This is a genomic window from Halobacillus litoralis, assembly GCF_020524025.1.
Classification (GTDB): Bacteria; Bacillota; Bacilli; order Bacillales; family Halobacillaceae; genus Halobacillus; species Halobacillus litoralis_D.
On record NZ_JAIVKN010000003.1, the window covers coordinates 41,066 to 57,255 of the forward strand.

17 protein-coding genes and 1 riboswitch are annotated in these 16,190 nt (G+C 41.3%); of the genes, 3 read left to right on the top strand and 14 right to left on the bottom strand.

All coding sequences use genetic code 11. The annotated features are described in order from the left end of the window. Positions 1-79: 79 nt before the first annotated feature. From LC036_RS11795 to LC036_RS11810, 4 genes are all read right to left on the bottom strand, one after another. Positions 80-1,021, bottom strand: a complete 942-nt coding sequence (locus LC036_RS11795; RefSeq protein WP_226582658.1) for a nucleoside hydrolase — start codon at positions 1,019-1,021, stop codon at positions 80-82. Between the two features lie 104 nt (positions 1,022-1,125). Next, a riboswitch (purine riboswitch) is annotated at positions 1,126-1,227 on the bottom strand. A 264-nt stretch (positions 1,228-1,491) separates the two neighbouring features. Then, entirely contained in the window at positions 1,492-2,274 is a 783-nt protein-coding gene (locus LC036_RS11800) for a TerC family protein (RefSeq protein ID WP_226582661.1), read from the bottom strand. Between the two features lie 215 nt (positions 2,275-2,489). Further along, complete coding sequence (locus LC036_RS11805; protein ID WP_226582663.1) at positions 2,490-3,440, bottom strand: hydroxyacid dehydrogenase; 951 nt, start codon at positions 3,438-3,440, stop codon at positions 2,490-2,492. Positions 3,441-3,649: 209 nt separating this feature from the next. Next, positions 3,650-4,309 carry a DUF429 domain-containing protein gene (locus LC036_RS11810; protein ID WP_226582666.1) on the bottom strand — a complete coding sequence of 220 codons (660 nt, stop codon included), beginning with the start codon at positions 4,307-4,309 and terminating at the stop codon, positions 3,650-3,652. Positions 4,310-4,471: 162 nt separating this feature from the next. Here LC036_RS11810 and LC036_RS11815 point away from each other — a divergent pair, with 162 nt between their 5' ends. Then, positions 4,472-5,041, top strand: coding sequence for a DJ-1/PfpI family protein (locus LC036_RS11815; RefSeq protein ID WP_226582669.1), 570 nt, complete (start codon positions 4,472-4,474; stop codon positions 5,039-5,041). Between the two features lie 127 nt (positions 5,042-5,168). Here the strand turns inward: LC036_RS11815 and LC036_RS11820 are convergent, their stop codons facing one another. The 3 genes from LC036_RS11820 to LC036_RS11830 form a co-directional block, all read right to left on the bottom strand. After that, entirely contained in the window at positions 5,169-6,101 is a 933-nt protein-coding gene (locus tag LC036_RS11820; protein ID WP_226582672.1) for an oxidoreductase, read from the bottom strand. Positions 6,102-6,260: 159 nt separating this feature from the next. After that, entirely contained in the window at positions 6,261-6,908 is a 648-nt protein-coding gene (locus tag LC036_RS11825) for a class F sortase (RefSeq protein WP_226582675.1), read from the bottom strand. A 69-nt stretch (positions 6,909-6,977) separates the two neighbouring features. Continuing rightward, positions 6,978-8,339: a copper amine oxidase gene (locus LC036_RS11830; RefSeq protein WP_226582677.1), complete on the bottom strand. Its 1,362-nt coding sequence runs from the start codon at positions 8,337-8,339 to the stop codon at positions 6,978-6,980. Positions 8,340-8,674: 335 nt separating this feature from the next. On the opposite strand from LC036_RS11830, the gene LC036_RS11835 reads away from it, so the two are divergent. Further along, positions 8,675-9,850, top strand: a complete 1,176-nt coding sequence (locus tag LC036_RS11835; RefSeq protein ID WP_226582679.1) for a glycoside hydrolase family 113 — start codon at positions 8,675-8,677, stop codon at positions 9,848-9,850. A 170-nt stretch (positions 9,851-10,020) separates the two neighbouring features. On the opposite strand, the gene LC036_RS11840 is transcribed toward LC036_RS11835, so the two are convergent. The 5 genes from LC036_RS11840 to LC036_RS11860 all read right to left on the bottom strand — a co-directional run bounded on the left by LC036_RS11840 (position 10,021) and on the right by LC036_RS11860 (position 13,706). Further along, a complete protein-coding gene (locus LC036_RS11840) occupies positions 10,021-10,815 on the bottom strand; it encodes an anti-sigma factor (protein WP_226582681.1) in 795 nt (264 codons plus the stop codon). Continuing rightward, entirely contained in the window at positions 10,805-11,374 is a 570-nt protein-coding gene (locus LC036_RS11845; protein WP_226582683.1) for an RNA polymerase sigma factor, read from the bottom strand. Before LC036_RS11845 ends, LC036_RS11840 begins: the two co-directional genes overlap by 11 nt. 267 nt (positions 11,375-11,641) lie before the next feature. Next, positions 11,642-11,905: a hypothetical protein gene (locus LC036_RS11850; RefSeq protein ID WP_226582685.1), complete on the bottom strand. Its 264-nt coding sequence runs from the start codon at positions 11,903-11,905 to the stop codon at positions 11,642-11,644. Between the two features lie 230 nt (positions 11,906-12,135). Next, positions 12,136-12,627 carry a glycosyl-4,4'-diaponeurosporenoate acyltransferase gene (locus LC036_RS11855; RefSeq protein ID WP_226582687.1) on the bottom strand — a complete coding sequence of 164 codons (492 nt, stop codon included), beginning with the start codon at positions 12,625-12,627 and terminating at the stop codon, positions 12,136-12,138. Next, on the bottom strand, positions 12,624-13,706 hold the full coding sequence (locus LC036_RS11860; RefSeq protein ID WP_226582690.1) for a glycosyltransferase: 1,083 nt from the start codon (positions 13,704-13,706) through the stop codon (positions 12,624-12,626). The genes LC036_RS11855 and LC036_RS11860 overlap by 4 nt, the downstream gene beginning before the upstream one ends. Positions 13,707-13,845: 139 nt before the next feature. On the opposite strand from LC036_RS11860, the gene LC036_RS11865 reads away from it, so the two are divergent. Next, the gene (locus LC036_RS11865) at positions 13,846-14,742 is read left to right on the top strand and encodes an alpha/beta hydrolase (RefSeq protein WP_226582693.1); all 897 of its coding nucleotides are present in this window, start codon (positions 13,846-13,848) and stop codon (positions 14,740-14,742) included. A 100-nt stretch (positions 14,743-14,842) separates the two neighbouring features. Here the strand turns inward: LC036_RS11865 and LC036_RS11870 are convergent, their stop codons facing one another. Beyond that, the gene (locus tag LC036_RS11870) at positions 14,843-15,466 is read right to left on the bottom strand and encodes a LysE family translocator (RefSeq protein WP_226582696.1); all 624 of its coding nucleotides are present in this window, start codon (positions 15,464-15,466) and stop codon (positions 14,843-14,845) included. A gap of 155 nt (positions 15,467-15,621) precedes the next feature. Beyond that, positions 15,622-16,143: a GrpB family protein gene (locus LC036_RS11875; RefSeq protein WP_226582699.1), complete on the bottom strand. Its 522-nt coding sequence runs from the start codon at positions 16,141-16,143 to the stop codon at positions 15,622-15,624. Positions 16,144-16,190 lie beyond the last annotated feature (47 nt).

Sequence of the window (16,190 nt, forward strand, 5' to 3'; positions counted from 1 at the left end):
TTCAATGGGAATTTTCTATGTAAACCTTATCATAATAAAAAGATCCGCCCCCTTTTCACAGGTGACGGATCTTTTTGTGTTATTTATTTTGTCGGGCCAGATTTGTCATGTATTCAAAAAATGCGTCACGTTCAACTTCATAGACAAGATTGATTTCTCTTCCGTTATCATCTAGCTCTGTTCTTCCCTGACTTGCGCCGGAATCATGTACAATGCTGTTTACTTTTTTCTTCTTGACTAACCCATCATTTCCAACCGTAGTCGTCGTCAACACATCCCACAGGAAATAAGTAGAATTGGTTTGATTGTGAACAAGAGGCGGGACCATAGCGTAACATTGTCCTAAGAAGTCAATGCCCAGGTCCTCTCTTTGTGACGCCCACATCTGTCTTACATCAGGTGTTAGGGGAACCATATTGGTACTTTCTAAAGCAACTAGATCGATAGTGATGCCGCTTTCCCATACTTTCTTTGCAGCTTCAGGGTCCCAGAATGCATTCCATTCTGCGGTTCCATCGTGCTCGGGTTCTTCAACATTCCCTACTTCAAGGAACGTCCCGCCCATCCAAACTAGTTTTTCAATCTTTTCTTCTATGTCCGGAGCCTCTTCTAAGGCACGAGCGAGGTCCGTTAACGGTCCAATGAAAACTAATGTCGTTCTCTCGTTACTATTTCTTAGTACATCAATTAAATGTTTATGAGCTGGAAGCGCTGCTAGCTCTGTTTTAATTGTCGGTTCCTCATTTAGTAAAGGCAGAGCATCTACATAAAAAGCATGCATGCGCCATTCTTTTGGAAAAGGATTTTTCCCACGGGAATTTGAAGCAGCTACTTCCACTTGACTTCCGTTTCCAAAACGATCAATAATTTTCCGGCTGGCGTATTGAGCCGGCTCTAAATAACAATCAGCTGGAATGACCCCTACTCCGGTCAATTCAACATCTTCCATTTGTAACAACAAAAATAAAGAGATGAGATCGTCGACTCCCCCATCATGATTTAAATAGACTTTTTTACTCATAAACTTATCTCCCCTTTACAGATCTCCTGACAAATAATATAAGTAGACAAAAAACCTCTTCCCTAAAAAAGGAAAGAGGTTGTATGGGACTTATATAAAGCCGCCACGATCTTATCTTTCCTTATAGTCCGGCTTTTCATGGCAGCCGGGTAGAGACTTGTGGACCCTATTTCCACATTTATATAAGGATTACATATAAAATTTGATTGATTCGTATTCTAGCAGAAGGAATGGACAAGAACAAGGAAATCCCTATTGTCTAAGTATTTTAAATACTCCGCTTATTTTGGAAGGGATGAATTAGTTCTCTTTGTTTTTTACAACCTGCTTTACTCAGCTTAATTCTTTTAGAAGGGGCTTAGGCAGAAGGATGGATCGATGAAAAATAAAGTTTGAGGTCGATGCCACTTTTTCAGGATGCATCTGCAATACAAAAAGACTCAAAACAAACGTTTTGAGTCTTTCTCCCCTTATGATTCCCTGTAGGATGCCTTTTTATTGTAACTGTCTTTGGTTGAATTTCTTCCTGATAGAAACCAGCCGCCAACAGCGATAGAGAGCAGGACTGTCCAAAAAATAATCGTCCAGGCTAAGCCATGAGCGAAGTGCTCATCCAACACGCCGACTTCTTTATGGGAAAGTGTGATCACAGCCAGCTTCACTCCAACCCATGCCACAATTAAGTAGGCAGTGGTTTCTAAGCTTGGTCGTGTTTCCAATAGTTTTACAAACCATGTAGCTGCAAACTTGATTAAAATCAAACCGGCTATACCTGCTATAATAACAACGATAAATTTACCGCCGTCCATCCCGCCAAACTCCGGCAGTGGTGAGTTTGGTAACGCCAGGGCTAAGGCAACAGCAGCGAGTATGGAATCAATTGCAAAAACTAGATCTGCCGCTCCAATTTTTAGTACAGTCGGCCAGAAACCTTTTCCGGAAGTCTTTTCTCCCTGTTCATCGGATTCATCTTCTGATTTACCAAGAATATTTTTAAAGCCTAAATAAATCAGGTAAGCAGCTCCAATCGCCTGCACCTGCCATACATTGGCAATAAATGAAATGGCAAAAAGAGCTCCAAATCTAAAAATAAAGGCACCGATAATTCCATAATTAATGGCTCTTTTCTTCTCATCCTCGGGTAGATGTTTAGCAATAACCGCCAGCACTAACGCATTATCAGCAGACAGCAGTCCCTCAAGACCAATGAGGATTAATAACGTCCACCCATATTCAATCCAAATAGAATCCACAATTTTTCCCCTTCCTGAAACTAAGTAATACGCCCAATCCAAACCATAGAAAAAAGCGCAAAAAAAGACCTTCACCCCGTGGCAAAGGTCTTGCTAGCAACATCAAAGTCGCCAGTAGCACCGAGAGGTATCCCCTCTGTAATGACGACACTACTGTTAAAGCTACTCCCCTTATTAACTATATGAACTATACCAAAGTTTCTTATCGTTGACAATTAGACGACACACAAAGAAGGCTTCCCAGCTAAAACCTTCGATACTTCTTTTGCCACAAGCACCGATGTGCGGACCTGGGACTCTTCTGTAAGGCCGGCTATATGGGGAGTAAGAACAGCATTCGATAACGAAAGGAGCGGATGGTATGGATCAATAGGTTCAGATTCCAGTACATCTATAAAAGCACCTCTAATCCCCTCGTTTCTTAAAGCTTCTGCTAAAGCATGTTCATCGATAACGCCGCCTCTGGCTGTCTGAATCAAATGAGCACTTGGTTTCATTATCTGCAAGGCTTTTCGATCAATAAGACCTCTTGTTGAATCGTTTAACGGTACATGAAGAGAAACAAAGTCAGAAGCAGCCAGCAGCTCATCCAATGATGATTGAAGTACGACACCTGTTTCAGATATGATGTAATCATTTTCAGTAATAGAAGGACCATAACCTATTACATCCATTCCAAAAACCTGCGCTCGTTTTGCTACACGATGAGCAATTTCCCCGAGACCGATCAGTCCGATTGTTTTCCCGTACACTTCTTCCCCGGTATGTAATTTCCTGTTCCAATTCCCATTATGTACATCTTCGCTGGCTTTAGCGAAAGACCGGTTCGATTGGAGAACGGCACTCATGACGTATTCAGCTACAGACGTGGCGTTCGCATGTTTCGCAAAAACAACAGGAATGCCTTTCTCTTTGGCAGCAGTTATATTTATATTATCCAGCCCTACCCCCAGACGCCCTATGACCTTTAGATTCAATCCCGCTCGTAAAAGCTCTTCATCCACCTGGGTCTGATTTCGAATAATCAATCCGTCAAAATCAGCCACTTTTTTTAGTAAGCGTTGGCGGTCCTGCCCAAGATTTTCATCATATTCAACATCAAACCCCTGTTCCTCAAGCTCTGCTATTCCTTCTTCCCATATGACTTCGGTTATTAATAACTTCATTTTTCTTCCCCCTTTACGATTCCTTCTTATCCTCTATTTTGTTTAATCGGTTGGATAAGTACTAACTTATCACAATTTCCTATAAGTAAAAACAGGTGTGCCTGCAGACCTGAATTCCAGGTAAGAAGGTTTGTATGAAATCAACATTAAGGTTTAACAGAGGCATTTTATAAAAGTTCCAGGCCCCTCCCTTATGTGAAGTCATTTAATTAACAACAAAAATCATAGGGATGTAAAGGCAGAGAGGCCGGATAGATATAAGAGGGCTGATAGTCTGGTTCCTTCCAGTGCCAGGCCGCCAGAGCTGCAGCACACGCATCGATGGTATGACTTTCCTTCGAGAAAGACACTGGGATTTTATACATAAGTTGAGCTGGGAAAAAAAACCTCAGCAGTTGTTCCCGCAAATCTCTATCTTTTTTATATTCCAAAAATTCCTGGATTGGATTTTCTAATCTGGACCCTATAGCTGCTCCAGGATGTACCTCAACGATATGAATCGGATGAACGGTTTCTAATTGTTCAAGCTCTCTTGTCAATCGTATGCCTCTTAAAGTCAAGTACACCATCCGGGTCATGGTAGGCGTCATAATGGATCCAGATTTCATTCCCATTTCTTGTACAAACTTTCTAAACGCGCGGTCCTGTTCCCTGTCGCCGCCCCCGTCCTCATAAGAAAGCGGGGCATCCATACCGATGGTCACTTCGCTTTTAGACCCAAGTTCTTCGATAAATGTAAGTATATCTCTATCACTCGCAGGGGTGATATGATCCTTGTAATAGAGTTCACGGCTTACTTCTTCAAACCATACTAAAACGGTATCTGTTTTATTACTCGGCCCAGAAAGGTCGATTCCAATATAATCCACGCATACCCTCTCCAATAAATTAATTACCTTTATCAAACCAGATATGAGGAAAAGAATCTACTAATCTATTTTAAAGAGACCTGGAAAACTGGTTAGATATGGATAATAACGGGAATATACCTTATGAACTTTGGAAAAATTACTATTTTAGGAGGATAGGATATGTCTGCAAAAAAAGTATTGATTGTAACCGGTGATGCAGTCGAAGCTTTAGAAGTCTATTATCCATATTTCCGTTGTAAAGAAGAAGGATTTGAGGTGGATATTGCTGCGCCTCATCAAAAGAAACTAAATACGGTCATCCATGATTTTGAAGACTGGGAGACCTACACAGAAAAGCCGGGATATAAAATTGAATCGAACAAGACATTTGCTGATGTCGACCCAAGCGATTATGATGCATTGATTATCCCTGGCGGCCGTGCTCCTGAACATATCCGGATGAATGAGGAGCTTCCAGGAATTGTCCGTCATTTCTTTGAGGAAGTAAAGCCAATTGCTGTGATGTGTCACGGAAGTCTTGTCTTAACAACTATTCCAGATGTTGTTAAAGGACGGAAAATGAAGGCTTATCAAGCGTGTAAACCGGAAGTAGAGAGTATAGGTGCTCAATACGTCGACGAAATGGATTTTGTGGATGATAATCTTGTCTCTGGACATGCCTGGCCGGATCTACCTGCCATTATGAAGGAATTTGTAAAGCAGGTAAAAGGTACAACCGTTAATACGTAACATAAAATCATAAAAAAGCCCCTGACCACCTATATTGGAGATCAGGGACTTTTTTTACAATTATTGAGGTGGATAGATTTCCATCTTATTCCTACACTTAGATACTATATGATTACTGCAAGGACCCTTATCTTGTGACAGGAAATGAAACGCCTGTCAGACGTTCGGACTCTTCCCATAGCTTTTCTGCATCGAGAACATCGAAGGCTTCTGTTTTGGGCTTCACGATGACAGGATCCCCTTTCATTTCCATAAAGCCGGAAGGACCTAAATAACGTCCGCCTTCAATCGAAGGATCGGTAGCAGCACGAATGCCCGGCAAAGCTCCTTGCGAGGCGCTCTGTGTCATCATACGAAGAGGACGGCTGAGTATTTTAAAGAGTAGTTTGTCTTCTATATGCCTGGAAAGATTAGTTTGAGCTCCGCCGGGGTGCGCAGCCAAACTTTTGACGTCGAGTCCTTCTTTTTCGATACGTCGCTGAAGTTCATACGTGAATAGAAGATTGGCAAGCTTTGATCTGCCATAGGATTTCATAGGTGAATATCCCTTACCTTCTTCAAACATCAAGTTATCGAAGTCCATTTTCCCTGACTTGTGAGCGTTACTGCTGATGTTGACGACCCTCGAATCATCTGTTGCTTTCAAACGATCAAACAGCAGGGATGTCAAGGCAAAATGCCCGAGGTGATTAATCCCAAGTTGTAATTCGAATCCATCCTTAGTTCTGCCATATGGAGTCGTCATGACACCGGCATTGTTTAATAATATATCCAACCGATGATAGTTCCTGTTGAAAGTTTCAGCAAACTCTTTAACTGAATTCAAGTCTTCTAAATCTAAAGACATCACATCAATGGCAGCTTCCGGATACAATCGCAAAATAGAATCCCTGGCCTTTTCACCTCTCTCAAGTGACCTTGATGCCATTATGACGGTGGCCCCTTTAATAGCAAAAGCTTTAACCGCTTCATATCCAAGTCCGCCATTTCCTCCTGTTACAATAGCTATTTTGTTCTTTAAAGATGGAATGTCTTCCATTCCCCAATGATTTAAGCTCATTTTCCCAGCCCTTTCTTCTTCATACTAATATACTGTTTACTTGTAATTACATACCCTGCACAGCGGATGTTATTCATTCACCCGAAATTATCCGCATACAAAAAGCGATGTCTGCCTTATCAGACACCGCTTTTCATTAGATTTTTTCGCCATGGAGCGCTATTCGGTCACATCATCTTCATGAACCGTATACACAACAAGACGTTTATCATGAGTCCCTGCTTGTTTATTGAATTCCCCTGTGCATGTAATTAAATTGAGCTGACGCCGATAGGAAAAACCAAAGATTTTATTGAGGGGTGCTTCTTTACGGTCATAGCTCTCAGATTTCTGTACAATAAACGTCTGCTTCTGACCCTCAGCGTCTGTAACATTAATTTTATCTCCCGGATTCAAATCCTCCAGGTGATAAAACACAGCCGGACCTGTTTTACTATCTACATGACCTGCCATAACAGAACTACCCTTTTCACCTGGCAGGTATCCGTCCTGATACCAGCCTACGCCATCAATACTCTTCGGTTCTCCCATCTGCCCGTTTTCATATCTTCCCACTTCTTCAATATCTGCCTGAACGTTAATTGCAGGTATGCTGATAGAAGCAGGTACGATAGCTGTATTTTCCATCTTACCTGTATTACCTGCTGACTTAACAGAACTGGAAGACTGGTTATCTAAAGCTGCTCTTAAATCTGTTTTTGACCCAACATCTGCCTCCTGTCCGCTCTTAACGCCTGCTTCAGATTCTTGAATAGTGGAACAAGCGAATAAAAACAGGAGCAAGAACAAAGGAAGGAGTTTATACATTCAAACCACCCGCCTCTCTATCGTAAGCAACCCCTGGTAGTTTGACCAGAGGTTGGTATGTTGAATGGGTTATGCCTGGTTATTCTTACGTCGCACACCTACTACTACTGCAGCCAGTGCCGCTGCCATACTGGCAAATGCAATCATCCAAGCATTTAAGCCACCTTCTTCACTCATGCCGCCCATACCCGTTTTTGGCATTTCAGTCGGCATGTCACTCGCAAACATTTCAGGATTTTGATTCACAATCGCACCTGACAGCCCTTCACCTACCCCATACATATGAGCATAAGCTTTACGGACCTCTTCATAAGCCATGTCAAAATCACCCTCGATATAATTATCAAAAGCACCCGTCAGCTGGTTCACGTGCATTTGAAGACCTTCCGCTGTGTTCTCTGCTTCCAAACCACCTTCTGTCGCGGTATCAAGGAACTCTGAAAAATCTTTGCGATAGCCATCAAGAGCCGTCAGCGCCTGTTCTTTGGCTTGATCATCTTCATTAACAGAAGCTTGAACATAATCAACAAAGAAACCTATGTGCTCTGACCACATCTCGTTAAACTGTTCCCCTGCTTCTTCTCCATACACAGAAGCAATGGCTGCTGTAAGATCTTCTGTGTTATTATTTAACGCTCCTGCCGCTTCTTCAAAATCTTCTGCTCCGTCGCCGCCTTTCTGCATAGCAAGCACAGCTAGAGCAGCATGCTCAGAAAGCAGGTGGTTTAAGTCCGCACGAAGGTCTGCCGCTGGAGTAGCCGGGCTGGTGTTTTCAAACTTATCCGGGAATTGGTTGGTAATGGCTGTAGACAACCCTTTTCCTACCCCATACATATGATCAATGCTCATACGTAATTTTTCATAAGCTTCATCAAAGTTACCTTCTTCATAATTGTCAAAAGCTCCAATTAATTGGTTGACGTGCATTTGAAGACCTTCAGCTAAAGCAGAAGCTTCAAGACGTTCGTCCGTAGCGGTTTCCAGGAATTGAGAAAAGTCCGCTCTGTAGTTGTCTAAATTATTCAATGCTTCTTGACGTCCTTCTTCATTATCTTCAGCCGTTGCTTTTACGTAATCAACGAAATAGCCGATATGTTCCGACCACATATCATTAAATTGCTTCCCTGCTTCTTCACCATACACAGAAGCGATCGCACCCGTCAGATCTTGTGTATTCGCTTCTAATGCACCAGCCGCCTCTTCAAAGTCTTCCGCCCCTTGAACGCCCTTCTGCATAGTTACAACAGCAAGATACGCATGTTCAGATAAGTACTGATCAAGAGTTGCTCTTAAGTCAGCTGCCGGCGTCGATACAGTGACCTTGTCCATATTGGTATGATTTCCGTGATCATCTGCAAAAGCGGGGCTTGCTGTCGGGATTACTAAAGCTGCGGATAAAGGCAGAGCTACAAAAGTTTTTTTCCAATTCATTTTAATGTTCATTTCTACATCCACTCCTCTAAATTTTTTAATTCACTAAGCTAACGAGAGGAGTTTCATTTTGGATCACAAAAAACCTAAAAAAACTTAAAAAATGTATAATTATCTATACAGGACTCTATTAAACAAAGCGCTATTACTCCTATTACTTAAGCTGCCAGCCACTTAAAAGAAAGTATGAAATATTTTCGCATCTAGATCTATTGCATGAACCCAATCAGAATAGAGGAGATCGTATATTCTATAAAGATAGGACATAACGGTTTTGCAGAATATTAAACGGAGGTACCATATGAAAAGTAATAGGAAAGAAAGAAGCCGTTGCGATGACTAATGAAAGTTACGTTCCTCAAGTCAAGGACGGGAAGATTAAGTCTGGTAATTTGTGGGTCCTGGATGCTTTTGATACTGACATGATTATGAACGACGTAAAAAGAATGAACTTAAATACGGTAAATGTTCCAATCCGAGTAGATATTCCCAGCCGGACTTCACTAACGATGGTCATAAATGAACAGCAGAAAGCAAAGGCAGTCAATGTGATCAATGTATTAAATGAAAATAATATTCATGTAATATTAGAGCCTTTCCCTTTTATTCAAGGAGGGAGATATGGGGAAACAGAATGGAACCCTTCTAACAAGAAAGAATGGTTTGTCAAATGGCAGACAGGTGTAATTAACCCATTGATCGAAGACATTGCCAATGTGTACGATATTTGGGGATTTAACATTTCTTCTAATTTAGTACAATTAGAATCTATGGAAAGTGAATGGATTCAAATGATCCAAAACACGAAAAACCAATATAATGGTAAGGTCATTTTAAGAACCAACTGGTGGTACACAGCTGTTTGGAGTCAGGAAACTCAGAACAAATTTGTAGAGAAAATCAATAGGGAATACTGGAAATATGTTGACTTTATTTCTACAGATGCCTGGTTTGAAATTACAAATACAGCTGTTCCAGATGTTACTGAAATTAAAGAGCGGTTAAAGTCAACCAATGTTTATAATAGAAACCAAAATGTATTAGAAGAGATCAATAGATTTCATGAGGTGACAGGAAAAGATATATTTTTTGGGGGATTCAACATTCCCGCTCTGCAGTACGGGCTGCAATTTCCCTGGAACGAAGAAGTTTCAAATGTTAAGTCACCGGAAATACAAGCAAACGGTTGGCAGGCCTACAGGGAATCTCTGGAAGATCTTGACTATTTCTTAGGCTTCTCCGTCTGGGTTATTGGAAATAACGATCCGAACTACTCTTATAGAGTGCAGGATGGTACCGTAGATATTATTCATGACTGGTTTTACGAAGAAGGCTGTTCAAGTGAAGAAATGGAAGAGCTGAAGAAGGAAATCGAACGATTAAATGCTGAAAATCAATCTTTAAAGATTATGAGTAATCAATTAAAAATTGAAAATGTCAGTCTACAAGATCGTAATGATTTATTAGAGAACACCATCAATGAAATTAAGAATTTACTCAATGATATTTAAGTCAAATGGCCGGAATACTTTTTGTACACATCCACATGGACAAACGTTCATCAACGGCTATCCCGCATCTTTCCACAGACGGATACGAATGGTAAGATGCACACCGCTCCTGTTCCGAATAAATTAAAAAACCCCTGCACATACATGCAGGGGTTTTTCATAATTTTAACCTATAATTCTGACTGAAGAACAATATCACCTTGAGGGGTTGTATTATTCGGCTGTGGTTCTTTCGATACAGCGATCGCATCCCAAGATTTATTTCCGTCTTCCTCAAGGGTAAATGTAACGGCACCGTTTCCGGAAGCATCCGTCATAAAGGACCCGGCAGGCTCAGGGGTCTCTCCATCAATCAGCCATACTTGATACACTTCATCCCCTTCAAGTTGAGCCAGATCCTGCACTTGGATAAGAAGCTCCTGACCAATCTTCCGTTCAATCAAGGTGGCCAGTCCTTCTCCTCCACCCTCTCCTGTCGAAGCAAGTTGTGTGCGCTGTGAAGGTTTGACTGGAGAAGACTGATCTGTCTGCCTCTCTTGAAGTTCTGATAAGGCTACTTGAATGTCTGTAAGGTTTGATTCCAACTTTTCGTTTTGAGAAGCAAGCTGGTTTAATTGGATACCAGTAAATACATTCACACCAATAGAAAGCAATAACCCTGCAGCAAGCGCACCTGCCCAAGCCTTCCATTTACCCGTTCGAGCGTTCTTTTCTATTCTCAAAGGTTCATCAGACTTGGAATCCTCTTCTGAGAAAACTTCATCCAGAACACGTTCTCTCATACCTGGAGGTGGAGTCACTTCATTCATATAAGATGGGATGTCCCCCATAAGATCTTCTAATTCCTGCAGTTCCTCCTGACAATCAGGACATTCATTCAAATGTTTCTCAAACTCCTGTTTTTCTTTATCTGTGAGTTGATCGTTTATATAATCTATTATTTTACCGCAATATTTATCGTTCATGGACGATCCCACCTTCTTTCTCTAGATGTTCACGCAGCTTCTTTAAGGCTAAGCGTACTCTACCTTTGACCGTTCCTAACGGGATGTCACACTTTTCAGCGATTTCCCGCTGGGATAACCCTTGAAAATAAAACAAACAGATCATTCGCTGCTGTTCATCCGGCAGTGTATCTATGGCATTACGCAGCTGATCGCGTTCTTCTTTATCTTCAATGACTTGTTCCACCCCGGGCAGATCTTCATTTAGAGAGTCTCTTCCATCCCACTCCACTTCTTGTACCTTCTTCTTTCTTAGAAGATCAATGGATGCATTGCGGGTAATAGTCAAAAGCCAGCTTGAGAACTTCCCCCGTTCTTTAACATAATGCCCGGCACCTCTTCCACGCCACAACTTTACAAACACATCCTGCATCACTTCTTCCGCTGCCTGCTTATCATTCGTCATCCGATAAGCAAAGGAGTACAGTAGTTTTTCATAACGGCTGTAGAGAGTTTCAAGGGCTGATTTATCTTTGGTCTTTATTAGCTCATATAATTCCAAATCTGTCTGTTTCGCCATTCAAGAATCTCCTTTTAAATCCATGGTTCTCCAATTATATCTTTTTTGATCAAATCCTTCACGGTTTATTAAGCATACGTATAAAAAAAAGAAATGGATGTGCCCTTTATGTAAAAAGTTATTAAAGACTATTTTCTTTATATTTCATCACAGATCACTTCAGGATTATCAAAAAGAAACACTATACTGCAGGGCAGTATAGTGTTTAGTAAATCTACTCATTTAAAGTAGTTGAGGAGATTGCGTCATCACTTCTTTGTTTTTATACTAATAATACGTCCCGTATCCGTGATGGAATCCAAGACCAGGTGAATAACCGCTGTGTCCATGGTGATACCCGTATCCAGGTACGTAGCTGCCATGCCCGTGATGGTACCCGTATCCTGGAACATACGTACCGTGCCCATGGTGATAACCGTACCCCGGAACATACGTACCGTGCCCATGATGATAGCCGTACCCCGGTACATAGGTGCCGTGTCCATAATGATAGATTCGATCCAAGCCGATCGCTCCCTTCCTTCTCCCCATAGGTTATGTGCCCCTGTAAAAAGGTGTCTGGGCTCTAGAAAAAGGAATTAACAATCATAAGTATGAATTCGGAAGGCAGCAACGCCACTTACACGAGTTTTAGATATAGAAGGGGACGTTCCCTTCACTAAGACTCCCCCGGTTGTAATCTCCTATGAAAGCGGCCCTCAAATGACCGATCCCCAAGGGAATAAGAAGCATTACTATCTTATCATTAAAGAGCATCCTATTTACTCTGTTTGAATGAGCCGTTTTTCCAACTCCCTGCGCAAGCCCTTATTCGAATGCACTTTCCAGAGACGTGCTCGATTATAGCGTTGGATCATAATGAAAGGCAGGTTAAATAACAAAGCATAAGCCACCATAATCCATCCTGCCCATACTGGATTAAACAAAAAGAAAAGAGGGGCAGGAAGTATCTGAAGCCAATGCGATATTTCCGAACGGTTAGTCATCAGATAAAAGATTTCCGTCTGTTCAGGATCTCTAATAGACATGGCTTTTTTCCCTCGTCCCTTATTCATCCATTTTCTAGCTTCAGGTAGGCGGTTCTTCCACTTCTTAATATAAAAATGTTCATAGAACCTCCCATGTTTTTCCCATTTACACGGCGAAAATACTCGAGAAAACATTTGAATAAACGATGGTGGAGACAGAAAAACCATTACACTGATTGTCAGGTGGATGACTACCCATACAGCAATATTTATCCATACCATCATGATGACTCTCTCCTCTTCCTTACAATCTGTCGTCCTTTCCACATCGTCTCTTTAATAAAGAAGGTTTTCAGAAGAGAATAGATAAATACAAGTACAAAGAAAAAGAAATAGAGAGGAAATAAGAGACCGTCATACCACCGGAAGTTCCCGATCTGTTTCCACGTGCGGTACAACCACAAAGCCAGTAGTCCATATCCAACAAATCCCCACCATCCAGTTGATTCAATGTTTATAAGGAATGAAAGAACAAGAGTAATCCAGACAATATTGACACCTGTCATTCCAAGGGACGCGGTCTTAGCACCGGAAGCAAAACTTTTTGACCACCCATTAATGACAGCTTTTAGATCTGCTTCATACATTCGCATGTTAACGGCGTTCCTGCCACTGAAGGCAGATGTGAGCATTCCTCTGGACTGCGCGTGCTTTGTAAATGCCAGATGCTCTACGATTTCATCACTGATCGAGCGATGACCGTCCAACTTCCAATAGGTTTCTGTATGAATGGCCAGGCAGGGACCAAATCCCCCTTGAAAGCCTTCTTTTTTCCGGATCATAGCAGTAATCCCTGAGGAAGCGAAAACAACCAAATGGAAGACAGCCGACAACTTCTCCCAAAACGAATTCATATAATGATAAGGATGAACGGTAATCAGCGCACCCTTTCCTTTTTTGTACAACTCATTAATAATCGATAAATCACCACCCGGAGAAAACCACGTATCCGCATCAACAAAGAATAAAGCTTTGCCATTTGCTTGTTTTGCTCCGTTATAACAGGCCCACGATTTCCCCATCCATCCTTCAGGAAGAGGGGGATTGCTGATTACCTTTACTCCATAGGCCTCTGCCGTTTTCATTGTAAGATCTTCAGAATGATCGTCCACGACAATAATCTCCCTGCCTGGTGAATCGGCAGATAAAAGAGACGGGAGCAGCCGTTTAAGGTTATTCTCCTCGTTCCTTGCCGGAATGATAATGGAATAAGACCTTTTATAATTATCACTCTCTTTAGGGAAAGTGACCTTCTGCCAAAAAAGAATCACGGTCGATAGTACAGCCAATACAGCAAACCACACCTGTCGTCACCTCTTCTCAAACATATACATAAAATTTATAACTTGTTTTAATTTTAGCCCTCACCCTTACTGGATATTCATAAGAAGCGGATTAGTCAAGGATCTCAAGGGGTACAATGAATGAAAAAAGAGGTCTTATATGCTTTCTACATTCATTGCAAGATTACTGCGACTTTTCCCCAATCAGGCAGAAAAAACACCTATGGTTCCCATTTATGATGTAAAAAAGAGAGAAGATATCATCGTAGATACGTCTGTGGAACCCACTTTAATCACGGTTTATTACCCTTATACCAGCATAGATAAAAACCACCCTGTCTACATTAATTTTCACGGTGGTGCTTTTATTATGAATGACAAGGAAATGGACGACCCCTACTGCCGCTTTCTAACTAAACAAACAGGGTGTGTAGTCTTTAATATCAACTATTCAAAAGCACCTGAGTATCCTTTTCCCAAACCCATTGAACAGAGCTATGAAATTCTCCAATGGATTAAGAAAAATTCAGATATGTTGAATATTGACCCTCAAAAAATCATGGTCGGAGGACAAAGTTCAGGTGCAAATATTGCTGCAGCGCTCTGCCTTCACCTCAAAGAACATGAGGAGGACCAGCCTCTCCTACAAATATTGTCCTATCCGATGCTGGATTTCGTCACCCCTCACGCAGATAAACCAGAACCAGATCCATGGCGTGCTAAATACCCCCAGCCTGCCAATTTTCTAAACAAGTGTTATGTACCTGAAAAAGCACAAGCCTCGCACCCCCTTGCCTCCCCCGTGAGAGCTGAAAGAGTCGATAGATTGGCAAGTGCCCTTATCCTTATTGCTGAATATGACGCGTTCAGACCAGAAGCTGAGTATTATGCTGAGAAGCTGAAAGCAGCACAAGTAAGGGTTAAAGATGAAGTATTCCGCAATTGCTATCATGCCTTTACGCATCTAGGTCCTAAAGAAAAAGCTATGGAAGCATGGAATTTAATTGCTGATGAAATAAATGAGGTAACTGGTGGACTGCAGAAAAAAGCTCTGTGAACCATCGCAAATTTAATTCTTACAGAAATGGAAGCTTATGTATAATTAACAAAAAGAAGAGTGCTTACAGCCAGCACTCTTCTTTACGTTGAATTTAGAATCACTTTTCACTTAGAGCAATCTGCAGGCCGATTATACCCAGGACAGTTCCTTGAATGACATTTAACTTTCCTGCTACTTGTGTATTTCTTATCAGCAAGGAACGTATCTTATCTGACAGCAGACTGACCAGTACAAATACACCAAAAGCCTGAAGCAGAAAAATGCCGCCAAGCAGCGTCATCTGCAATGGAACGTAACCTGAAGAACGATTAACAAACTGGGGAAGCAGGGCTAAGAAAAAAAGAGATACCTTCGGGTTTAAAATGTTCATTAAAATCCCTTTTTTATACAAGGAATTATATGTAAGACTTTTCTGTCCTTCTGAAATTAAAGTGGACCCTTTATCACGGAAAGACTGCCACGCCAAGTAGAGTAAGTAAACCGCGCCAGCATATTTGACTACATCAAACGCTATAGCAGATTGGTAAATAACCGCTGAAACACCGAGTGCTGCAGCAGAGATATGTACAATTAACCCTGTACACAACCCAAGCGCTGTTATAATTCCCGCCTTCTTATTTTGGGAGATGCTTTGCGCGATGACAAACAAAATATCAGGACCTGGACTGAACGTAAGTAAAAGTGCGACGCCTAAAAAAGATAAAAGTACTGAAAGGTCCATATCCTTTCCCCCTTCAAGCTTATGTGTTAATTTTATGCCCTCTTCCCAGATGTTTATTATTCTATGAATCAATTTTACTATCCTATTATTATAGACTATTATTATAGACGATTAGAGCAATGTTATGTTGATTTATCCTCTACATTTAATATAAATCATGAATTCATTTTCCGTTTCCATAACAAAGCTTCCTGCTCCAAATTCTGCACATAGCGGTATTTTCCATCACTGTACCCTTCAATATCTTTAGGAAATTGACAAGCCAGACTTTCCTTCAATTCTCCATACTCTATCCGGTCCTTTTCGTGTACAACCAGATAATCCCGCACTGCAAGATGGCGCTCAAGTTCATAATAGTTGTCATATTGGAAGAAATGTAGTTGATGGGTCCTGCTTATCCCGCCCTTCCTGAAATACCTCCTTCCTTCTATACCCAGCTCTCCAAGGGGCTCATAACCTATATCCATCACCTTTTCATTAAATAGATCAACTTTCGTAATATCTTTTACTACCGGCATGATATCAATAATGGGCTTAGCCTTTAATTTTGGTACCGCTGTACTTCCGATATGATGGATTTCAACTAGTTCATCCTTAAACATATCTCTAATGATTTCTTTTTCTTTCTGAAATAATCGAGCCCAGTTTTCGTCATATTCTGTAACTGTAATGTTCAATGCCCGGTTAACCATTTTATGACTGCCTCCATTTCGTTTTCCGACTA